The 21,661-nt window shown below is 58.5% G+C and carries 20 protein-coding genes; 7 read left to right on the forward strand and 13 right to left on the reverse strand.

What is annotated here, in order from left to right; genetic code table 11:
- The first annotated feature begins 96 nt into the window (after positions 1-96).
- The 6 genes from gcvH (at position 97) to ORG26_RS18970 (ending at position 4,196) form a co-directional block, all read left to right on the forward strand.
- Entirely contained in the window at positions 97-477 is a 381-nt protein-coding gene (gene gcvH, locus ORG26_RS18945; protein WP_266364562.1) for a glycine cleavage system protein GcvH, read from the forward strand.
- Positions 478-646: 169 nt separating this feature from the next.
- Positions 647-1,981, forward strand: coding sequence for a dihydroorotase (locus ORG26_RS18950; RefSeq protein WP_266364564.1), 1,335 nt, complete (start codon positions 647-649; stop codon positions 1,979-1,981).
- A 3-nt stretch (positions 1,982-1,984) separates the two neighbouring features.
- Entirely contained in the window at positions 1,985-2,536 is a 552-nt protein-coding gene (locus tag ORG26_RS18955) for a DUF4199 domain-containing protein (RefSeq protein WP_266364565.1), read from the forward strand.
- Positions 2,537-2,582: 46 nt separating this feature from the next.
- Positions 2,583-3,110, forward strand: coding sequence for a DUF4199 domain-containing protein (locus ORG26_RS18960; RefSeq protein WP_266364567.1), 528 nt, complete (start codon positions 2,583-2,585; stop codon positions 3,108-3,110).
- 5 nt (positions 3,111-3,115) lie between these two features.
- On the forward strand, positions 3,116-3,844 hold the full coding sequence (gldF, locus tag ORG26_RS18965; protein ID WP_266364569.1) for a gliding motility-associated ABC transporter permease subunit GldF: 729 nt from the start codon (positions 3,116-3,118) through the stop codon (positions 3,842-3,844).
- 1 nt (position 3,845) lies between these two features.
- Positions 3,846-4,196: a VanZ family protein gene (locus ORG26_RS18970; RefSeq protein WP_266364570.1), complete on the forward strand. Its 351-nt coding sequence runs from the start codon at positions 3,846-3,848 to the stop codon at positions 4,194-4,196.
- A 48-nt stretch (positions 4,197-4,244) separates the two neighbouring features.
- On the opposite strand, the gene ORG26_RS18975 is transcribed toward ORG26_RS18970, so the two are convergent.
- The 4 genes from ORG26_RS18975 to ORG26_RS18990 form a co-directional block, all read right to left on the reverse strand.
- Positions 4,245-5,621: a tetratricopeptide repeat protein gene (locus ORG26_RS18975; RefSeq protein WP_266364572.1), complete on the reverse strand. Its 1,377-nt coding sequence runs from the start codon at positions 5,619-5,621 to the stop codon at positions 4,245-4,247.
- A gap of 245 nt (positions 5,622-5,866) precedes the next feature.
- Positions 5,867-7,369 (reverse strand): tagaturonate reductase, encoded by a 1,503-nt coding sequence (locus tag ORG26_RS18980; protein WP_266364573.1) that lies wholly within the window; start codon positions 7,367-7,369, stop codon positions 5,867-5,869.
- Between the two features lie 103 nt (positions 7,370-7,472).
- Entirely contained in the window at positions 7,473-8,813 is a 1,341-nt protein-coding gene (locus tag ORG26_RS18985) for an MFS transporter (RefSeq protein WP_266364575.1), read from the reverse strand.
- A 136-nt stretch (positions 8,814-8,949) separates the two neighbouring features.
- On the reverse strand, positions 8,950-9,231 hold the full coding sequence (locus ORG26_RS18990; RefSeq protein ID WP_266364577.1) for a hypothetical protein: 282 nt from the start codon (positions 9,229-9,231) through the stop codon (positions 8,950-8,952).
- Positions 9,232-9,429: 198 nt separating this feature from the next.
- Between ORG26_RS18990 and uxuA the strand changes: the two genes are divergently transcribed.
- Positions 9,430-10,614, forward strand: a complete 1,185-nt coding sequence (gene uxuA, locus ORG26_RS18995) for a mannonate dehydratase (protein WP_266364579.1) — start codon at positions 9,430-9,432, stop codon at positions 10,612-10,614.
- Between the two features lie 117 nt (positions 10,615-10,731).
- Here the strand turns inward: uxuA and ORG26_RS19000 are convergent, their stop codons facing one another.
- The 9 genes from ORG26_RS19000 to lpxD all read right to left on the reverse strand — a co-directional run bounded on the left by ORG26_RS19000 (position 10,732) and on the right by lpxD (position 21,529).
- Positions 10,732-12,021: a metal-dependent hydrolase family protein gene (locus ORG26_RS19000; protein WP_266364581.1), complete on the reverse strand. Its 1,290-nt coding sequence runs from the start codon at positions 12,019-12,021 to the stop codon at positions 10,732-10,734.
- A gap of 87 nt (positions 12,022-12,108) precedes the next feature.
- On the reverse strand, positions 12,109-12,564 hold the full coding sequence (locus tag ORG26_RS19005) for a DUF4920 domain-containing protein (RefSeq protein WP_266364583.1): 456 nt from the start codon (positions 12,562-12,564) through the stop codon (positions 12,109-12,111).
- 47 nt (positions 12,565-12,611) lie between these two features.
- Positions 12,612-15,851, reverse strand: a complete 3,240-nt coding sequence (locus tag ORG26_RS19010) for a DUF7948 domain-containing protein (RefSeq protein WP_266364585.1) — start codon at positions 15,849-15,851, stop codon at positions 12,612-12,614.
- 112 nt (positions 15,852-15,963) lie between these two features.
- Positions 15,964-16,788, reverse strand: coding sequence for a GNAT family N-acetyltransferase (locus tag ORG26_RS19015; protein WP_266364587.1), 825 nt, complete (start codon positions 16,786-16,788; stop codon positions 15,964-15,966).
- A gap of 73 nt (positions 16,789-16,861) precedes the next feature.
- Positions 16,862-17,269: a hypothetical protein gene (locus tag ORG26_RS19020; RefSeq protein ID WP_266364589.1), complete on the reverse strand. Its 408-nt coding sequence runs from the start codon at positions 17,267-17,269 to the stop codon at positions 16,862-16,864.
- A 190-nt stretch (positions 17,270-17,459) separates the two neighbouring features.
- On the reverse strand, positions 17,460-18,077 hold the full coding sequence (locus tag ORG26_RS19025) for an ABC transporter ATP-binding protein (protein ID WP_266364591.1): 618 nt from the start codon (positions 18,075-18,077) through the stop codon (positions 17,460-17,462).
- Positions 18,078-18,160: 83 nt separating this feature from the next.
- On the reverse strand, positions 18,161-18,952 hold the full coding sequence (lpxA, locus tag ORG26_RS19030) for an acyl-ACP--UDP-N-acetylglucosamine O-acyltransferase (protein ID WP_266364593.1): 792 nt from the start codon (positions 18,950-18,952) through the stop codon (positions 18,161-18,163).
- A gap of 83 nt (positions 18,953-19,035) precedes the next feature.
- Positions 19,036-20,430, reverse strand: coding sequence for a bifunctional UDP-3-O-[3-hydroxymyristoyl] N-acetylglucosamine deacetylase/3-hydroxyacyl-ACP dehydratase (locus ORG26_RS19035; protein ID WP_266364596.1), 1,395 nt, complete (start codon positions 20,428-20,430; stop codon positions 19,036-19,038).
- A 31-nt stretch (positions 20,431-20,461) separates the two neighbouring features.
- A complete protein-coding gene (gene lpxD / locus ORG26_RS19040; RefSeq protein WP_266364598.1) occupies positions 20,462-21,529 on the reverse strand; it encodes a UDP-3-O-(3-hydroxymyristoyl)glucosamine N-acyltransferase in 1,068 nt (355 codons plus the stop codon).
- Positions 21,530-21,661 lie beyond the last annotated feature (132 nt).

Here is a 21,661-nt window from a genome sequence, read left to right on the forward strand (position 1 = left end):
GCTTTCATTATTCATTCTTTCACTCCGGCCTGGCTCTTTTTTTCGTTTGCAAATCTTCCCCGGTATCGCGTATTTTGCGTACCAAACTAAGAACGCATGAACTTTCCCGCTGAACTTAAATACACGGAGGACCACGAATGGATCCGGGTGGACGGCGACGTTGCCACGGTAGGTATCACGGATTTTGCCCAGAAAGAACTGGGTGACGTTATTTTTGTAGACATTACCGGCGTCGGCAGTACGCTGGCACAGGGCGAAGTTTTCGGCTCGGTGGAGGCGGTTAAAACCGTTTCGGACCTGTTTCTGCCCGTAAGCGGCGAAGTTCTGGAAGTAAACGACGAGATCGAAAAGTCGCCCGAACTGGTGAACTCCGATCCGTACGGCCGGGGCTGGATCATCAAAATGCGCGTGGAAAACCCCGCTGACCTGGAAGCGCTCCTGTCCGACGGTGCCTACCGCGAACTGGTTGGAGCCTAAGCGCCCTGTATTATAAATAGAAAGCTCCAAACGGGGCTTTTTTTTTGACCACAGATTACACAGATTGGGGCGATTTCGCTCTGATACCCGGCGTTTGCCCACGATGTAAATGGCTGAGGACATCACAGTAAATCCAAAAATCAGCGTAATCCCGGTTCCGAATTTAACCATGAAAATCCTCATACAAGCCGCCCGCATTATTGATTCCCAGTCGCCGCTGAACGGACGGGTGCGCGACATCCTGATTGAAAATGGCCTCATCCGGCAGATGGGAGAAGGGCTGGAAGCCGACGACACGACAACCGTGCTCACGGCCCCGAATCTGTGCGTGTCCCCCGGCTGGGTGGACATGCGGGTGTCGGCCAAAGACCCCGGCTACGAACACAAGGAAGACCTTTCTACCGTATGCCGGGCGGCGGCGCGGGGCGGATTTACCGACATTGCCGTCCTGCCCAATACCAAACCGGCGCTCGACAGCAAAGACACCCTGGGCTACGTCCGGCAGGCGACGACGGGGCAGCCGGTGTCCGTGCACGCCATCGGTGCCGTGACCCGAAAAACGGAAGGCACCGACTTCGCCGATATGATCGACCTCCACCATGCCGGGGCCGTGGCGTTTTCGGACGGGGAACACCCGCTGACCAACCCGGACCTGCTGGTCAAAACGCTGCGTTACCTGCGGCCTTTCAACGGACTGCTGATGAACCGGCCCGAAGAAACCCGGCTGACCGTTTACGGGCAGATGAACGAAGGCGTGTCGAGCACGCTGCTGGGGCTGCGCGGCATGCCCGCCCTGGCCGAGGAACTGATGATCGAACGGGATCTGCAGCTGCTCCGGTTTGCCCTGGACCCGCAGGCTTCGGGTCAGCCGAACGGGCTGGAGCCCGTGGAAACGTTTGGGCAGAAGCCGGAGGATACGCCGGTGCTGCACTTTTCGACCCTGTCGACGGCCCGGTCGGTGGAGCTGGTGCGGCAGGCCAAAGCGGCCGGGCTGCCCGTGAGCTGCGACGTAGCCACCCACCAGCTGGCGTTCGACGATTCAGCCCTGATGGGCTTCGACACCAATCTGAAAGTAAATCCGCCTTTCCGTCTGCCGACGGATGTGGCGGCCCTGCGGGAAGGACTGGCCGACGGGACCATCGACGCCCTCGTTTCCGACCACAATCCGCAGGAAGAAGAAAGCAAAAATCTGGAGTTCGACCAGGCCGAATTTGGCATCATTGGACTGGAAACAGCTTTCTCGGTGGCCCGCAGCCACACGGAAATGCCGCTCGACGGGTTGATCGATAAGCTAACCCGTCAGCCCCGCCGCATCCTGCGCCTGCCGTCGCTGACGATTGCCGAAAATCAGCCCGCCACGCTGACCCTGTTCGATCCGGACCGGGAATGGACGTTTGCCAAAAGCGTTTCCAAGGCAAAAAATACACCGTTCCTCGGACAGAAGCTGACGGGCAAAGCGTTGTGGATAGTGAACAGGGGAGCGGTTGAACATGTAGAATCGTAACGTATGCTGAAAGAAATTTTTGGTCACCCGCTGCTGAAATGGGCGATGATCTCGGGCCTGATTACCGGCGTGCTCTCGTTCGGGTATTTTCTGGCGCTGTACGCCCTGGACATCATGCCGCTGGGCAACAAGCGAACGCCCGACTTCGGAATCAACATCATCATGATGATTGCCACGGTCTGGTATTATCGCCGGCGCGTCGGGAAGGGGCTGCTGCACCTCTGGGAGGGCCTGTCGATCTGTTATGTGCTCAATACGGTGGCGGCGATCATCACCGGCTGGCTCATTTATTTTTTTGTCGAACAGATCGACCCTTCGGTTTTCACGGACTATCTCGCGGAAATCAAAAACCTGATCCTGTCCCGCAAAGGGCAGATTACCAAGGAAATGGGGGCGGCGCAGTACAGCCGGGTGCTGCAGGACGTAAACAAAATCCGGCCCGCCGATCTGATCACCGACGAAGTCAGCAAAAAGACCGTACTGGCCGTGCTGCCGGTGCTCATTATTTCGTTAATTTTCCGCAAGCAGGACGTCAGTTTTCAAAAACAGGACTGAAGCCGGACCCTGGCAAACCAAACCGTATCATTAACCCTACCTTTTTATGTCTATGGAACAACAGACTACCCCCGCTCGTATTGGTCTGAAATGGGGCGTCATCACTGGCGTCGTATACATGCTTTATTCCGCGATTCTTTACCTGACCGACCAGTACGGCAACCAGTCTCTGGGCTGGATCAGCTTTGTCGTGTCCATTATTTTCATCGTGCTGGCCATGCGTGATTACCGGACGCAGAACGATGGATTTATGACGTACGGGGAGGGCGTCAGCATCGGGCTGTTCGTTTCGGTCATTTCGGCGATTATTTCCGGAATTTTCAGCTACATCTATACCACGTTCATTGACAATACTGTCGTCCAGCGGCTGATGGACAAAATGGAAGAGCAGTGGGTCGAACAGGGGCTGTCCGACGAGCAGATCGAACAGGCCAAGGAGTGGACAAATATGTTCCAGAGCCCGGGCCTGACGTTTTTGTTCGGACTTCTCTTTGCTCTGATCGGCGGACTGATCATCTCCCTGATCGTGGCGGCCTTCCTGCGCCGCAACAAGCCGTTTGCTGAATTTCAATAATCCGTATGCTCGCTATCCTCCGCAAAGAAATCAACAGCTTTTTGGGTTCTCCGGTCGCCTACATCATCATGGCGGTCTTCCTGACGGCGATCGGGCTCATGCTCTGGGTTTTTCCGGAAACCAGCCTGCTGGATTACGGGTATGCCGATCTGGGCACGTTTTTTAACCTGACGCCCTACGTCATGCTGTTTCTGGTGCCGGCCCTGACCATGCGGCTGTTTGCGGAGGAAGTCCGGACGGGTACGCTGGAATGGCTGCTGACCCGGCCTCTGAGCCGGTGGGGGTTGGTCGTCGGCAAGTTTGCGGCGAGCTGGGTGCTTGTGGCAGGGTTGTTGCTCCCGACGCTGGTATACTATCTGTCGATTTACCAGCTCGGCAACCCCGTCGGGAACATCGATTCGGCTTCGGTTCTGGGTTCGTATCTGGGGCTGCTGCTGCTTGGGGGCGTGTTTGCCGCCATTGGGCTGTTTGCTTCCTCGCTGAACGACAACCAGGTGGTCGCCTTCGTGATCGGCGTGTTTCTGAGCTTTCTGTTGTACGTGGGCCTCAGCGCCGTGGCCGGACTTTCGTTCTGGGGACCGCTGGCGTACCCGCTGAGCTGGATGGCGCTCGACGAGCAGTACCGGGCTTTGGGCCGCGGCCTGATCGACTCCCGAAACGTGGTGTTTCTGCTGAGCGTGACGGTCCTGTTTTTATTTTTTACGGAGCGGCGGCTGGCCGCTTACCAGCGTTAATATGTTTTCTACGAAAGTTGTCAGAACGCTGGCCGTCGTCTGGACGGTCATCATTTTTATCGGCTGCGCCTGGCCCGGCGACGGGAGCCCCGGCGGAAATCAGAATGACAAAGTGATGCACTTTGCCATCTTTGCGCTGTGGGCGTTTCTCTGGCGAAAAGCTTCTCCGCTGACCAATGCCACCCTCTTGCTGATTGGCGTGGCCTACGGACTGCTTATCGAAGTGTACCAACTGGTAATGCCCATCAACCGGGCCTTCGAATGGCTGGATTTGCTGGCGGATACGGTCGGGGTGATCGGCGGTCTGCTCGCCAGCATGGTCATCTGGCCGCTGCTGGTTCGCAAGTCCTAAAATTTAGAACTCATAAAAAAGGCCCTCCGCTGCGGAGGGCCTTTTGCTTTATTTGACCGATGCCGTGGCGGGTCGGGCCGCCCCGCAGTTGGCACTAATGACTTTGTAAGCGCCCTGAAAACCCAGTTCGCCCGAACGGCTCAGGTCCAGACAGCCCGTTTTTTCGTCTCCCAGATCGTACCGGATAACGCCCCGCAGGTAGTAGGCTTCCGAATGCACCGGGCTTAGCTTGATCGCACTGTTGCAGTCGGTAACGGCGCCTTTCTGGTCGCCGAGCGTCGAGCGGATGAGGCCCCGGATAAAGTACGCTTCGGCATACGTCGGGTTCAGTTCGATGGCGCGGCTCAGGTCCAGCAGCGCCGATTTACCGTCTCCCGAGGAGTTTTTCAGCAGTCCGCGCACCAGAAACGCCTCCGAACGGTCTTCGGTCAGCTCGGTCACCCGGTAGCGGTCCTGGACGGTCTTCGACAGCAGGTCCAGCGTATTGTAGGTGATGAAATTGCTGTAATAGGCTTTGGAACCCTGCACCGGAAGGTTGTCGCTGACGATCAGCGCTTTGTCGATATCGACCAGCGCCGTTTTGGTGTTGTTCAGGCGGCTGTAACAGAAACCGCGGCTGAAGAGGGCCTTGTGGTAGTCGGGTCTCAGTTCCAGCGTTTTGTTAAAATCGGCCAGGGCATTTTCAAACTCCTTCAGCCGGGCTTTCACCAGACCCCGGCGGTAATACAGTTCCGGGTCGTTGGGCGAGATAACGATGGCCCGGGCCAGATCGTCCAGCGCGCCCTTGTTGTCGTTCAGTTGGTAGCGGACATAGCCCCGTCCGCCGAGCGCCCGCGACAGGTTCGGCGAGCGTTCGACGGCCACGTTGAAATCGGCCAGCGCCCCTTTCCAGTCCGACTGCTGCATGCGAATCAGGCCGCGGGCCGTCAGGAAGTTGGGTTCCTGGCCGTTCAGGGTCAGCGCGCGGTTGTAATCATTGAGCGCCCCGATGGTGGAGCCCAGCGCCTCGCGGCACTGTCCGCGCTGGTAGTACGCCTGCGCATCCTGCGGAGCCAGTTCGATGGCGCGGGTGAAGTTGGCCAGCGCGCTGGAATAGTCCTGCTGCTGGATGTAGTTGCGGCCCCGGAACAGGTACGCCTGCGCGTCCTGCGGATTCAGATCGATGGCCTGTTCGAGATCGACCTCGGCGCCCCGGAAGTCTTTGAGGTTCTGTTTGGCAACGGCCCGGCTGAAGTAGCTGGCGGCATGTTCGGGGCTCGTGAGAATGGCATTCGTAAAGGCGGTGATGGCGCCGGGATTGTCGCCGGCCGCCAGCTTTTTGAGGCCGTCCTGATAAAAATCGGTTGCCTGCTGGGCCTGAAGGGAGGTGGCTATCAGGAACGTTAGCGCGAAAAGAGAAAGAAAGGTAAAGGTTTTCTTGAACATAGGAGAACAGATACGGTACGTGATCAACATAACTACTGTTCTCAAAACTAAGCTGAATTTTCTTATGAGTAAATATTCATGTTTTTGTCGGACAGCGGGAAGAAGCGGAGTATTTTTTAAATCTTTGTAACTGAATGTCTTATATCGGTTATAAGCGCTTTGTGCTTAGGGAGTTGCTGAAAGGGCGGAAAAGCAAAAGCCGCTTCCCGGAGAAAGCGGCTTTCGGGAATAAATAACAGGCAAATTCAGGCAGTGACCATCTGCCGCTCCAGCGTTGCTTCGACGCCCAGCGACAGCAGATTGTGGAGATGGTCGGCCACGGCTTCGGTAAAACCCGCCCATTGGCTGAGGTCTGCTTCCCAAAGCGTCGTGTCTCCGCAGACCGTCGCTACAAACTGGCGGACAGACGCCTCGTCGGTCGGCGTGGTTTGCTGCCAGAGTTTAAAGAAGTAATCGGCATAATCGTCGCGGATGGGGTAAGTGATGACGCCTTTCTCCGTGGTCGCTTCGCCCATGAACACGCCGTCTTCCACGCGAACGGCCTTCATAAACAGCAGGTAGGCCGCAAAGCCGAGCGTCATCCGCTGGGGCAGCTGGCCGGTCTGGTCGATGAACCGCTGGAACGTGGGCAGGTTGCGGGCCCGCATCTTGGAGGTTTCCTGCAGGGTGATGTTCAGCAGAAAGTGTTCGATGTAGGGGTTCCGGAAACGGTCGAGAACCTCCTCGGCGAAGGTCCGGACGGCCGACGGATCGTCGGGCAGGCCGGGAATGGTCGGGACGATCTCCTGCAGGACTGCTTCCTCGATGAACCGGCTCATGAGCGGGTGGTCGCTGTTGTCCTGCACGGTCACGTTGCCCAGCAGGTAGCCCAGCGGGGCGCTGAGGGTATGGCTGCCGTTCAGGATGCGCAGTTTGCGTTCGCGGTAAAACGTGATGTCTTCCTCGACGATCACGCCCTCGTCGGCCCCGGCAAACGAAAGCATTTCCTGCACCCGTTCGTCGCCTTCGATGGCCCAGAGCCGGTAGGGTTCGGCGACGATCATCAGGTTGTCCTGATAGCCTAGTTTTTCCTCAAGTTCGTGGCGGATGGCTTCGTCCGGAGCGCCGGGCACGATGCGGTCGACCAGCGAATTACAGAACCGGACGTGGAATTTGAGCCATTTCATGAACAGCTTGCCCAGTTCGTTGTGCTTGGCGAGCCGCTCGACGATGTCGCGCAGTTTCAGCCCGTTGTCCGTAATCAACTCGGTCGGGATGACGACCATGCCTTTGTGCTTGCTGCCGCCGAAGTTCTTGAACCGTTCGTAGAGGAAGGCCGTCAGCTTGGCCGGATACGATTTCGGCGGGTGCTGAAAAATGCTTTCCTCGACATACTGGATACCCACTTCCGTGGTATTGGAAATAACGATCTGAAGTTGAGGGTTTCGGGCAGCCTGCAGCACGTCCTGCCAGTTCTCCTGGGCCGAAATGACGCGGCTGATCACCGAAATCACGCCGCTTTCGTCCACGGCCTCGCCCCGCTGGATGCCCCGGGTTACGAGGGTATAAAGCCCGTCCTGGGCGGAAAAATCATCCGTAGCCCCGCCGGTCGATTTCACCACGACCACACTGCCGTTGAAGAGGCCCTGTTCGTTGGCTTTCTGAATGAAAAAATCGGGCAGACCGCGCAGGAGCACACCCGTGCCGAATTGGAGTACGCGTTCGGGCAGAGCCGGTGCCGGGTGGGTCGAACGATTCAATGGATTCATGACTGGAGTCTTTCTTAATGTTATGGGTACTCGGAAGGCGTTTTCGCCCCGCAAGATACGTAAGAAATGCATGCCGTTTAGGCAAAAAGCCCATCCCGGCACATTAAAACCGCTGTTTCTCCAGCTCACGGTGCTGAACCGGTTCCATGTTCGGAACAAGCTGGTGCAGGAGAATCAGCGCAATCAGGTAAGTCGAACTGGCGATCAGGAACAGCGGAAAATACCCGAAATGGACCCGGATCACGCCCGCGACCGCCGCCAGCACAATGCCGCCCACCGCCCCGAACATGCCGCCGATGCCCGTCACCGAAGCGACGGCGTTTTTCGGAAACAGGTCTGACGCAAATGTATAAATGTTGGCCGCCCAGCCCTGGTGCGCCGCCGTAGCGAGCGAGATCAGGGCGATGGCCACGTAAAGACTGTTGGTGCGGGCCGCAAAGAAAATCGGTACCACGCAGAGGGCGCAGATGAGCAGGGTCGTTTTTCGCGCCCGGTTGACCGACCAGCCCAGGTGCATGAGCTTGGACGACAGCCAGCCGAACAGCACGCTCCCGCCGTCCGAAACGATGTAAATGACCAGAAACGGCAGACCGATGCTTTGCAGGTCCAGTTTCTGGTCGAGCGACTCGCTGCTGTTGAAAAAGTCGGGGAGCCAGGTCAGGTAAAAGTACCAGATGGGGTCGGTCAGCAGCTTGCCGATCACAAATGCCCAGGTTTGCCGGAAGCCCAGCAGCCGCCACCACGAAAGCCGCTCTTCGGGAACATCATCGTCCTGGTCCTGCCGGATGTGCCGGAACTCCCGCTTTGTCAGCCGCGGGTGTTCCTCCGGGCGGCGGTAGGTCAGTAGCCAGACGATGAGCACCAGAAAGCCGAGCGAGCCGGTCGTGATGAACGAGAAACGCCAGCCGTACTGAATGGTCATCCAGGGCACAACGGCGGCCGTGGCGATGACGCCCACGTTGGTGCCCGCGTTGAAGAGCCCGGCCGCAAAAGAGCGTTCCTTGCGGGGAAACCACTCCGCCACGGATTTGATGGCCGAAGGGAAATTGCCCGCTTCGCCGATGCCCAGCATAAAACGGGTCAGGCTCAGGCCGCGCATCGAGCCGACAAAGGCGTTGAGCACCCCGGCCACGCTCCAGAGGCCGATGGAAATGGCAAAACCGCGCTTGGTGCCCACCCGGTCGATGAGCCAGCCGGTTAGCACAAACCCCAGCGCATAGGCAATCTTGAACGCCGTATCGACATAGCTGTACTGAATCCGGAAGTCGTCCAGATCCGCCTGGGTGAGCGGACGTCCCGCCGGAATCCCCAGCATGGCGCGCCGGAACTCCTCATCAATCATCGTAAACGACAGCACCTGCCGGTCGATGTAGTTGATGGTAGTGGCGAAAAAAAGGAGCAGAACGATGCGCCAGCGAAAATTTCCGGTAGGGGTAAGAGACATGCCGATAGGGGCTAATACTACTGCCAGAAAGCAGCACCGGGGCAAAACCTACCGCTTCCGTAGTCTTATTTCAGGACAAGGCGAAGGAAAAAGGGCGGCGGGTTTGGAGCCGGATGGCAGAATCCCGCCGCCGGAATCAGAAGTGAACATCCCGGATAACCCGGATCGGAATGACGTTGCCGCCTTTCAGCAGCACATAGTCGTCAAGTACGGCCCAGATGGTTGCTTCGACGGTCCGCAGACCGTCCACCGTATCGAAAAACAGTACCACTTTCTGTTTTTCAAGATTGCCCAGCGCCAGCGCCTTTTGCAGATTCTGCAACCGCTGCGCCCGCGCGGCATCGCCCGGAAGGACCTCGTAAGCCGGAAACCGGAGGAGGCCAACCGTTTCTTTGGGTATGGTAAGGGCTTCCATCATTGCGATTGGGTGTAAAGTAAAACATTATATCTTGAAAGCTTTACTTTTATTGAATTAACGAAAGGAAGGATTGGATTGTTTTCAACCGAAGGGGTAAAATTTCGGACTCCGTCTCTTTGCCGAATGTATCCGGACTCCGGTCCGCAAGTAGTAAACCCCCAAACGGATCATCGATCCGCCTTACCGAGCGTAACAAACATGGCATTGGAGCAAACCTGGCGGTGGTTTGGCGATAAGGACCCGGTCAGTCTGTCGGATGTACGACAGGCGGGCGCTACGGGCGTCGTCACGGCCCTGCACCACCTTCCCAACGGAGTTGTCTGGACAAAAGAAGAGATCACCCGCCGCAAAGCCCAAATCGAGGCCGCCGGGCTGACCTGGTCGGTCGTGGAAAGCATTCCGGTTCACGAAAACATCAAAACCCGTTCGGGCAATTACCAGCAGCTGATTCAGCATTATCAGGAATCGATTGCTAACCTCGGCGCCTGCGGCATTGATACGGTCTGTTATAATTTCATGCCCGTTCTCGACTGGACCCGCACCGATCTGGATTATCCCATGCCCGACGGCTCGACGGGGCTGCGGTTCGACATGAACGAATTTGCCGCCTTCGAACTGTTCATCCTCAAACGGCCCGGTGCGGAAGCGCATTACTCGCCCGACCGGATTGCCAAAGCCAAAGCCTGTTTTGAGGCGCTGGACGAGGATTCGGCCCGACGGCTGACCCGGACGATCATCGCGGGGCTGCCCGGTTCGGAGGAAAGTTATACGGTCGAACAGTTTCAGGAGGCGCTGGATACCTACCAGCACGTGGGCGATCCGGAACTGCGCCAGAACCTGTACGCGTTTCTGCGGGAAATCGTGCCGGTCGCTCAGGACGCCGGTGTCCGGTTGTCGATTCACCCCGACGATCCTCCGTACCCAATTCTGGGCCTGCCGCGGGTCGTCAGTACCGAGCAGGACGCCCGGATGCTGCTACAAGCGGCCGACGCACCGGCCAACGGCATCTGCTTCTGTACGGGTTCGTACGGCGTGCGGGCCGACAACGATCTGGTCGGCATGGTGGAACGGCTGGGACCGCGAATTCACTTTGTTCACCTCCGGAGCACCCAGCGCGACGCCGAAGGCAACTTCCACGAGGCGAACCACCTGGAAGGCAACGTCGACATGTACGGCGTCATGAAAGCCCTGCTGGCGGAGCAGAAGCGCCGTGCGTCCGAGGGCCGCACCGATCTCCGCATGCCTTTCCGCCCCGACCACGGCCACAAAATGCTCGACGACCTGACTTCCGGCAAGAAAACCAACCCCGGCTACACCGCCATCGGTCGCCTCCGCGGCCTCGCCGAATTGCGCGGCCTAATGCTCGGAATAGAAAGGAATTAAGAGTTAAGAATTAAGAGTTATGAGTTATGAGTTAAAAATAGGCTCCGCTGAAACAGGTAACCTGCTCTGGCGGAGCCTATTTTTAACTCTTAATTCTTAACTCATAACTCATAACTCTTAATTCTTATAGACCTTTCCGTCCTTCATCACGAAACGGACGGTTTGGAGGGTTTTGATGTTCTGGAGGGGGTTCTGGTCGACGGCGATGAGGTCGGCGAGCTTGCCGGTTTCGATGGAGCCGAGCTGGTCGCGCAGGCCCAGCAATTCGGCGTTGACGACCGTGGCGGCCCGGATGGCTTCCAGCGGCGGCATACCGGCCTCGACCATGTACTCAAATTCTTTGGCGTTGTAGCCGTGGAGATACACGCCCGCATCCGTCCCGAATGCAATCTTGACCCCGGCTTTATAGGCTTTGGCGAACGTATCCTGAATCTTGGGGCCAATGGCCAGCGCTTTGGGCGTGACCAGCGGCGGGTAGTAACCCATGATGCGGGCCGAGTCGGCGACGGTTTTTCCGGCAATGATCGTGGGAACGAAATACGTGCCGTGTTTCTTGAACAGCGCGATGGCTTCGTCGTCCATGAACGTGCCGTGCTCGATCGTGGTGACGCCCGCCCGGATGGCCCGTTTCATGCCTTCGGCTCCGTGGGCGTGGGCCGCCACCGCAAACCCGTAATCTTTCGCCGCTTCGACCACGGCACGCACTTCCTCCTCCGTAAACTGCGGCCCCGAGCCGTCTTTGGCGTTGCTGAGCACCCCGCCCGTCGCCGTGATTTTGATGAGGTCTGAGCCGTCCTTGTACCGCTGGCGCACGGCTTTCCGGGCGTCTTCGGGGCTGTTGATGACGCCTTCGTCCGGGCCGGGATCGCCCATCAGGTCCTTGCGGTAGCCATTGGTGGGGTCGGCATGGCCGCCAGTCGTGGCGATGGACTTGCCGCAGGTGATGATGCGCGGCCCTTCGACCAGACCCCGGTTGACGGCATTGCGGAGCGAGATGTTGACGCCGCTGCCGCCGAGGTCGCGCACGGTGGTGAAGCCCGCCAGCAGGGTCGTTCTGGCGTATTTGGCGGAAAGAAAAGCCACGTCGGGTACATTCATCGTAAAGCGGTCGTAAGCCCCGCCCCGGCGCGTTTCCGTTTCGAGGTGGACGTGCATGTCGATCAGGCCGGGCAGCACCGTTTTGGATTTGAGGTCGACAACCGTCTCGCCGGAAGCGGGCGGGCTGTAGCCTTTCCGGATGGCGGTTATCCGGTTGCCTTCCACCACCACGGTCACTTCCCGCTGGAGATCGCTGCGGACGCCGTCGAGCAACTGACCGCAGTGAATGAGGGTCCGCTGGGCAAAAAGGGGAGACGAAAGGAGGGTAAGCCCCGTCAGGGCAAGGAGTTTACGGAACGTTCTGGTCATAGCAAACGGGCTGTTACAAGGGTACAAAAAAGCCGCTGAGGCGGACCCAGCGGCTCAAAATACGATTTTTGGCAAAGAACACCGCAATTAATTCCGGACGATCACGCCGTCGGCCACGAACGTAACGGCCTTTTCGGGCTCGGTAATTTTGGCGATTTCCTCTTTGCTCTTGCCGGCGTCTTCGGCGTAGTGGCGCAGTTCGGCGACGGACGTGGTGGTGGCTTTGGCCGTGCCTTCAAAGACGACCTGCTTGCCGACGATGTCTTTCGGGACAAAGAAACCATAGTCCTTGAACGTCACGCGCATGGTTTCGCCGTCGGCCGTTTTGACCTTCATCCAGCAGCCGCTCATTTTGCAGACCGACTCCACGGTGCCTTCCACTTTGGCGTTCATGGATTTTTTGCTGCCCAGTTTGGTCAGCAGTTCGGTGGCGGGCAGGGCTTTGTCGGGCGTTATTTTTTTGCCGTGATAGCTTACATTGTCCTGAGCAAGTGCAGCGCAGAACAGGCTCAGAGACAGGCATAAGGTCAGAATGTATTTCATTACCGTGAACAGGTTAGTATGGAACAAAAATACAAAACAAATCGACGCTACTGCAAGACTTCCACCCAACCTTTGCAGCGTACGCCGGTAGCGGTGGTCAGCATAAAATAATACAGGCCGTGCGGCACGTCGCGGCCCCAGTTGTTGGCGTACGGGGCGGCGTTGTAAATGAGGCGGCCCCAGCGGTTATAGATTTCGACTTTGGCGCCCGAAAGACCCGTATCGAACAGGTCGTTCTTGCCGTCGTTGTTGGCCGTGATGACGTTGGGAATGTCCTTCAGGTTCTCGACATCGACCGGCGGCAGGCTGACCGTGAGCGTGCAGCCGCCCCTGCGGGCCGTGACGGTGATGGTGTACTGCCCCGATTTTTCGTACCGGTAAGACCCCGGCTCGGGAATTTTCAGCGTATCGCCGTTGCCCATCGACCAGCGGATTTCGTCGGCTCCGGTGGACTGATTCAGAAGTTCCACCTGGGTGACCTGTCCGCAGCCGGAACTGGTCCGCAGCGTCACGTTGGGCCGGAACGAATCGTCGACGCTGACGGTCACCTGCCGGCGGACGGTGCAGCCGAACTCGTTGGTCATGTTGACGGTGTACTGGGTCGTCTGGGTGGGCGTCGCGACGGGATTGGCCACGTTGGGATTGCTCAGTCCCTGGGCCGGGGTCCAGACGTACGTTCGGGCTCCTTCGGCCAATAACTGCACACTCTTTCCCGGACAGATGGCGGTATCGGCGCTCACTTTGAAGGCCGCCGGAAAGACCCGGATGACCCGCGTAGCCACGTCTACCTGTTTGCACGACAGCCGGTTGAAGGCCCGCAGCACCACGGTGTACTCGCCGGGGCGGGTGAAGGTGTACGCCGTTTGCTCGGGGTTGCTGGAAGTCGCCTGCCCTCCGATGTCCCACTGGTACGTAATGCCGCCTTCGCTGGTGTTGACAAACGTGAGCGAGAGCGGAGCGCAGCCCTGAACCACGTTCTGCTGGTTGCCCTGAAAGGCGTCAAACGACGCTTTCAGGCGGTCTACGTCGATTTTGAAGGCGGCGTTGTTGCAGTTTGAACTCCGGTTCTGCCGCGACCAGGCCGTGGGCGAGGCCGGGAACCGGGAGCCGCCGCAGGCGCAGGCCGCGTGGTAGATGACCCCGCTTTTGTCGAACCGACAGGTGCCGCCGTCCACATGGTCGCCGCGGTCTTCCTCGTTCGGGTTAGTCGGGTTTTCGCTGCCGAAAAACGTGGCGTAGAGCAGGGACTGGGCCCCTTTTTCGAGCACCGCCAGCCAGTAATTGCTGCCGTTGGTGGTGCGCTTGATGGCATCGCTGGTGACCGGAAGTCCGATGGTGCTGCTGGCGAAGTTGATGCCGGTACGGGCGTTGACGGCCCCGCCCCAGCCCGCCAGGTAGATGTTGCCGCATTCGTTCACCAGAAAAGCCGTCGGCGAAATGTCCGGCGTGCTGCGTCCGGAGCCGATGCGGGTCGAGAAAAACGTTCTGGACAAGGTCGGGTCGAGGGCGTGGACGAACTGCCCGCCGGTCAGGCTTCGGTAAACGCCGTCAGAAACGGGGTACTGGCCCCGCGTCAGGCCAAAAATGTGCACGTTTTCGGCCGTATCGAAGTCGAGCAGGTAAGCAATGTCGGCGCTCTCGGTGCCGAGGTAGGTTAGCTGGGTCAATTGCTGGTTGACGAAGCGGGCCACAAATCCGTCCTCCGTGGTGGCGGCGTTGAGCAGTCGGGGATGCAGGGCCGTGGCATGGGTCGGCAGGTCGGTACTCCGCGTGACGCCGCAGGCATACAGAGCGCCGGAAGGACTCATTTTCAGGCCGTAAATGGCGTCGTACCCGTCACCGCCGAGCAGCGTACTCCAGCGCAGGGTCGCCAGGTCCGGGCTGAGGGAAAACAGCACCCCGTCGTACTGACCGGCGAGCTGCGTCCGGGCGGCATTCTGAAGCGGGAAGTCCGGGGAAGTCGTCACGCTGGCGACGAACACATTTCCGGCGGCGTCGGTCACGATTTCTCCCCGGAAATTATCGCCGTAATTTTTGATAATCAGCGGGTTGATGTTGCCCAGGCCGTCGTTGCGGCTGCCGCCGATAAAAGTGCCGGCCAGCAGCCGTTCCCCGAGCGAGTCGAGTTTGGTCACAAACAGGTCGCTGCCCTGATCGAAATCGAGCGAACTGATGGGCGAAGTGATGGTGCCCCCGGCAAATTGCCGCTGAAACGCCCGCTGGCCTACCGGAAACCGGCTGGAAGACGTAGTGCCCATGATCAGCAGCGAACCGGCCGGATCGACCAGAATGCTGTGGGGCACCTCCGTAAATTCGCCGCCGAGGTAAGTTGCATAGATCAGTTGGTCGCCGTCCGGACTGAATTTGAGCACGGCTATATCCACCTGACCGCCGAAACGGACCTGATAAGCCCCCACCGAAGCGGTAAACTGAGCCCCGAACACGGTGCCCCCGGAATACAGATTGCCGCTGCGGTCGTAGGTGGCGGTATGGCCCCAGTTGTCGGCCACGGACCCGGAATAGGTCGAGAAAACGAGCGTCGGGTCAATGGTCAGCGTCTGCGTGTGGTCGTAACCGGCCGGGAAACGGAACCCGGCGCGGTTGCCGGTCAGCGTCCATTCGGCCGGAACGTCGCCGCGGTCGGTAAAGCTGTACGGCTTTTCTTCCCGAAACGGCTGCAGACTCGTCGTGACGTGGAGCTGGCCGTTGTCGAGCCGGACGGAATCGGCCCCGGTGTAGCGGAGCGCGATTTGGGACGCATCCGCCCCCGGCCGGACAATGAATTCGTACTTGACGGTCTGGTAATAGGCGAAAATCCGGAGGTCAATGTCCGGGTAGATGTTTCGGTAGATGATTTCGCCGAAAACGGACACTTTGGCCGCCCAACGGGCCGGGTCGTTTCCAAAAAAGTAATTGAGGTGCTCCGCAATGGGCTTATGTGTCTCAATCTGCGCGTTCTGGCTGTTTTGAAGCTGCACTTCCACGCCATGTGCCCGGATTTGGGTGGGCGGTATCGGCTCTGTGCTGCTCAGGCGGGCTTTGTCGGCCGAAACCGGCTTACCGGCGTGAAGGGCCGCCACGGTAGCGCCGTCGTAAAAGACGTAATGCAGCGATTGTTTTTTGAGAAAAAGAAAACCGTCCGGCAACTCGGCGCGGAACAGTACTTCGGAAGGCCACTGTCCCTTGTTCTGAACAAAGCGCACTCCTTCGGGCCGGTTGGCTGCCAGAAGGGGGAACAACAGCAGGGCAAGAAAACAGCTTAAGGCAATGGTGTAGAGACGGTGCATGAGCAGGATAATCAGCGTAGAAATATACACTTATTTCTGACTCCGTAAAGCACCGAAGCGTTGCAATCTTGGGTACACCCCTCCGGGCCGTGATGGCTATACGTCAGAAGCCCTACACCCGGTGCCATTTAGTGCGGGTGTAGGCAATCCGGAAGCCCTGCCGTTCGGCGTTGCGCTGGGAGGCGCTGCCGGGCTCGGTGGCAATCATCGCCAGCGGGTAACCCTGTTCGGCGGCAAAGCGGAGCCGGGCTTCGAGCAGGGCGCGCTGGGCCCCCAGTTTGCGGCCTTCCGGGACGGTACTGGCTCCGGCCAGCAGCGCCACGCCTTCGCCCAGACTCAGGCTTCCGGCGGCGATGGGCTGCCCGTCCTTCTCGGCCAGAAAGCAGAAAACCTGATCAGCACCGGCGCTGATTTCGCCCAGTTCGAGCATGAAATCGACCAGATCCGGTGCTTCGCTGCACCAGCCTTCGGCCGCGGTGCGGGCCCAGAGCCGGGCTTCGTCACGGCCCGTCTGCCGGACGCGCAGCCCCGAATCCGGGTGAGCGGAAGGCGCAACGGCCAGCTCGGTGGGGCGGAACAGAACGCTGCTCACCTCGACGGGCCGGTAACCCCGTTCGGCCAGCCGCGCCAGCAGCGAAGGCCCGGCGAGCGGACTGATCTCGTGAAAGACCTCCGCGCCCCGGCTCCCGAAAAATTCTTCCAGTTGCTGCAAATGCTCATCCGTGACCGCCTCGAACAGCCCCAGCCCGAACGTCTGGGTGAGCGGCGAGCCGACCCCGTCGAACATAGCGTAGGCCCCGGCAACTTCCTGCCACGTGGCCCCGCTGTCGGGTTGAAGGCGGGCGCGGGAAGTGACAAAAGCGGCGTTGGCCCGGGCTTCGGTGCGTTCGAGCTGGCGGGCGAGGGGAAGGTCGGCGAAGGGGTAGGGTACGGGCATGGGATGTATGACGGATTGGTGGCACGACTTACAGTGGTGACACCAATATACGCGAAATGGGGAATCGTTTCGCCTAAAGCTGACAGGTAACCAGGTGCCACCAGGCCAGTTTCCAGGCGGAAAGGCAGAAGACGGTGCCTGGTATCCAGAACCAGGCATTCTGGGCATGTAGTAAGCCCGCGTATGCAGTCAAGGCAACAAGAACGCTCAGCGATAGCGCCAGCAGGTTTCCGTGGCGTACTTTCGGCCAAAAGCAAAATCCCCACAGATAGCCGTAACTGAGCAAAAGAATAAGGCTGCTGAGCTTGGCTACGAACGTAAAACCGGGGAAAAAACCAGCGAACAGCCAGATAAAAATGGGCAGAGGTATTTTGGAGTGGCAATCAGTGATAAAAAGAAACGATACGGCTGCGATGGCGGCGTAAGCTTGTCCGCCGGGCCAGAGGCGCGCAGAAAGTGATTGAAGACGGATGGAAGACATGGCGAAACGGCGAATGGTTCGGTACAAAACTGCACGCTCAAACCGTTCCGAAAATTGACAAAAATCAAGAAATGGCTTTCTGCGTGACGCCAGTCCAGCGCGCTTTGCTCCGGATGCGGCTCAGCGTTTCGGGCGTCATGCCCGGCAGAGAGGCGATGTGCTGATAAGTAGCCCGGAATGCCATTCCGGGTTACGGCTTCCACTGCATCACGTCCACCACGTTGTCGCAGAAATCGTATTCTTCGGGGACATTGGAGCCGATGAGCAGGATGGGGGCTTTCAGGGCGGTGACGTGTTCGCGGTACCAGGCGACGCCCTGCCGGTCGAGGTTGGAGGTGGGTTCGTCCAGAATGACCACGGACGCCTCCGAATAAAAGGCGAGGGCCAGCTTCACGCGCTGTTTCATGCCCGACGAAAACGCCTTGAGCTCCTTGTTCCGGGCGTGTTCGAGCCGCATGCGTTCGCAGAGGGCCGCCGGGGTGATGTCGTCGCGGAAAGGCTTGAAGGATTGGTGGAATTCGAGGAGTTCGAGCAGCGTCAGTTCTTCGATGAGTTCCAGATAGGGGGCGGCGATGACGATGTGCCGGTACCAGTCGTCGGCGTCGAGGGCCCCGGTGTCGGTCCGGTAAGTGAGTTGTCCTTCCGTCGCGGGAGCAACACCCGAAATCACGCTCAGGAGCGTCGATTTTCCGCTGCCGTTCGGTCCGACAAAGGTGTAGCTCCGGCCCGCTTCCAGCCGCAGGTCCACCCCTCTGAAAATCCATTCCCGCCGAAAGCGCTTGCCGATACCGGACAACTCAATGTTCATTAATTATGAGTTATGAGTTAAGAGTTATGAGTTATGTGCGGCAGACGGCTGTTAACTCTTAACTCTTAACTCTTAATTCTTAACTATTCATTCTCCCGTCCCGAGGGGCCTTTCATGATGCCGCGTTCGGAGTTGCGGATGAAGTTGACGATTTCGTCGCGTTCGTCGGAGGGGGACAGTTCCAGTTCGATCAGCTGGAGGGCGTCGTTGTTGTTGAGGCCCCGCAGGTACACGTACCGGTAGATGTTCTGGATGTCGTTGATCTTTTCGTTGGAATAGCCCCGGCGGCGCAGCCCGATGGAGTTGATGCCCGCATACGTCAGCGGCTCGCGGGCGGCTTTGGTGTAGGGTGGAACATCTTTCCGCACCAGCGACCCGCCCGAAATCATGGCGTGCGCCCCGATTTTGGTGAACTGCAGGACCGAGCTTGAGCCGCCGATGATCGCCCAGTCGCCCATGTGCACGTGACCCGCCATCTGGACGTTGTTGGTCAGGATGCAGTGGTTCCCGATCCGGCAGTCGTGCGCCACGTGGGAGTAGGCCATGATGAGGCAGCTGCTCCCGATTTCGGTTTTCCAGTGTTCTTCCGTGCCGCGGCTGATGGTGGCATATTCCCGGATGGTCGTATTGTCGCCGATGTAGGTTCGGGTGTATTCTCCTTTGAATTTCAAATCCTGGGGAGTCGATGAGATCACCGCTCCCGGATAAATCCGGCAGTTTTTGCCAATACGGGCCCCTTCGTTGATAACGGCGTGGGAACCAATCCAGGTGCCCTCCGCAATTTCAACGTCTTTATGAATGATAGCAAAAGGCTCAATCACAACATTGTGAGCGATTTTTGCCTCAGGATGGACGTATGCCAGTGGTTGAATCATTCCAAGTGTACGGTTTAAAGTCGTCGGTCCATAAGCCGGCAGTCATCGGTAAGCCAAACGACTGACGGCGGAGCGACTGCCGACTATTTTTTCTTTACAAGACTAGCGGTCATGTCCGCTTCGCAGACAAGTTGTCCGTTTACGTATCCGCGGCCGTTCATTTTGGCGATGCCCCGTTTCATGGGGGACGTAAATTCACAGCGGAAGATAATCGTGTCGCCCGGCAGGACATTCCGGCGGAAGCGACAGTTGTCGATGCCTGCCAGGAACGGCCAGTAGTTTTCCGGATCGGGCACGGTACTCAGGACCAGGATTCCGCCCGTATGGGCCATGGCTTCCAGTTGCAGCACACCCGGCATGACGGGGTTGCCCGGAAAATGGCCCGGGAAGAACGGTTCGTTCATCGTCACGTTCTTGATTCCGGTGACGCTGTTGGCATCCAGCGCGATGATTTTGTCAATCAGCTGGAAAGGGTACCGATGGGGCAGCAACTGGTAAACCCGGTTGATATCCATAACGGGCGGCTGCTTCGGATCGTACTGCGGCACCTGATTGGCGGCGTTTTTCTGGATCAATTTTTTGATTTTTTTGGCAAAAGCCACATTGGCTGCGTGACCCGGCCGGGCCGCGAGTACCTGTGCTTTGATGGGACGCCCGATCAGGGCCAGGTCGCCCACCAGGTCCAGCAGCTTGTGCCGGGCCATTTCGTTCGGGTAATGCAGTTCCAGGTTGTTGAGGATGCCTTCCTGCCGGTTGACGCCTACCTTCGGTTTGTTGAGCAGCTGGGCCAGGTGGTCGAGTTCGCCCTCTTCCACTTCCCGGTCCACGATGACGATGGCGTTGGTGAGGTCGCCGCCTTTGATCAGGTTCTGCTTGTAGAGCATCTCCAGTTCGTGCAGGAATACGAACGTCCGGCACTTGGCGATCTCGTCCGAAAACTGGGTGATGTCGTTCAGCGAGGCGTGCTGGCTGGCAATGACCCGGGAGTTGTAATCGACCATCACCGTCAGGCGGTAGTCGTTCAGCGGCAGGGCGGCAATCTCAATGTCTTTTTCCGGATTCCGGTAATGGACGTACTCGTTGATTTCGAAGTAGTTGCGGTAGGCGTTCTGCTCCTCGATGCCCGCGTCGCGCAGGGCGTCCACGAAGCGGATGGAGCTTCCGTCCATGATCGGCGGCTCGGGGCCGTCGAGCTGGATGAGAATGTTGTCAAGCTGCAAACCGACCAGGGCGGCCAGGGTGTGTTCAACGGTATGGACACGGGCACCGCTCTGCTCCAGGGTTGTGCCGCGGGAAAGGTCCACCACATTGTCCACGTCCGCATCGACGATGGGCTGTCCAGGCAGGTCCACGCGCTGGAACTTGTAACCATGATTGGGCGGAGCGGGCAGGAACGTCATCGTCGCCTGAACCCCCGTGTGAAGGCCGACGCCCGAGACCGAGACCGCTTTCTGAATCGTTTGCTGTTTGGTATTCATGTATAGGTTTTCCGATAGAGACCGGAAGCGGTTAACTAACTTTTCCGTTGGCAGGCACTTCGCTTCCGTATTGATTTCTGTGATTCTTTTCAAGCAGACTGACGCGTTTTTCAAGGGAAGGCAGCTTGCGGAAAACCGCCAGCGAGCGCATGTTTTCGCTCAGTTCGGTGGCGGGTGAGCCGTTGAGCGACACGCCCTCCTCCTTGATGGATTTGCCGACGCCGGACTGGGCACCGACCTTGGTGCCGCTGGCCAGAACCAGGTGACCGGCAAAGCCGACCTGTCCGCCGATGACGCAGTTGTCGCCCAGTTTGGTCGAACCGGCAATGCCCGTCTGGGCGGCAATGACCGTATTCCGGCCGATTTCGACGTTGTGTCCGACCTGAATCAGGTTGTCGAGCTTGACGCCCTGCCGGATGATGGTCGAACCCATGGTGGCGCAATCGATGGTGGTATTGGCCCCGACGCTGACGTTGTCTTCAATGACCACGTTGCCGAGCTGGGGAATCGTCCGGTAGGTGCCGTCGGCCTGGGGTGCAAAGCCGAAGCCATCCGAACCGATGACCGCCCCGGCATGCAGAACGCAATCCCGGCCGATGACCGTGTTGTCGTATATCCTGACGCCCGCGTAAATAATCGTATTGTCGCCGATGCTGACATTGTTGCCGATGTACGCCTGCGGGTAGATCCGGACGTTGCTGCCGATGCGGCAATTGTCGCCGACGTAGGAGAACGCGCCCCGGTAGCCGCCCTCGCCGAAGGAGGTTCCGGCCCCGGCAAAGGAAGGCTGTTCAACGCCCGAGCGGCCTTCTTTCAGGCGCCGGTTTACTTCTTCGAGCAGCTGGGTAAACGCAGAATAGGAGTTATCTACGAAAATAAGCGTCGCCTGGACAGATTGCTTCGGCTGGAAACTCTTATCGACAATGACGGCCGAGGAAGCCGTTGTGTATAAGTAAGGCTCGTATTTGAGATTTGATAAAAAAGATATACTACCCGCGCCGCCTTCTTCGATTTTAGATACCCGGCTGATTTTCAGTGAGTCATCGCCGCTGGTAGTACCGTTTAGCAGGGTCGCAATCTGCCTGATAGTAAATTCCATAGAGTTAGCCGGGTCACCGGAGCAACCCTTCAAGATTCAGGTAATTCAGCCGCTAAGGTAGCCAACAAATTGGACTATTGACAGGATTCGGACAAATTTCGATGAATAATGAATAATGACTACTGAATAATG

The organism is Tellurirhabdus rosea, assembly GCF_026278345.1.
Lineage (GTDB): Bacteria > Bacteroidota > Bacteroidia > Cytophagales > Spirosomataceae > Tellurirhabdus > Tellurirhabdus rosea.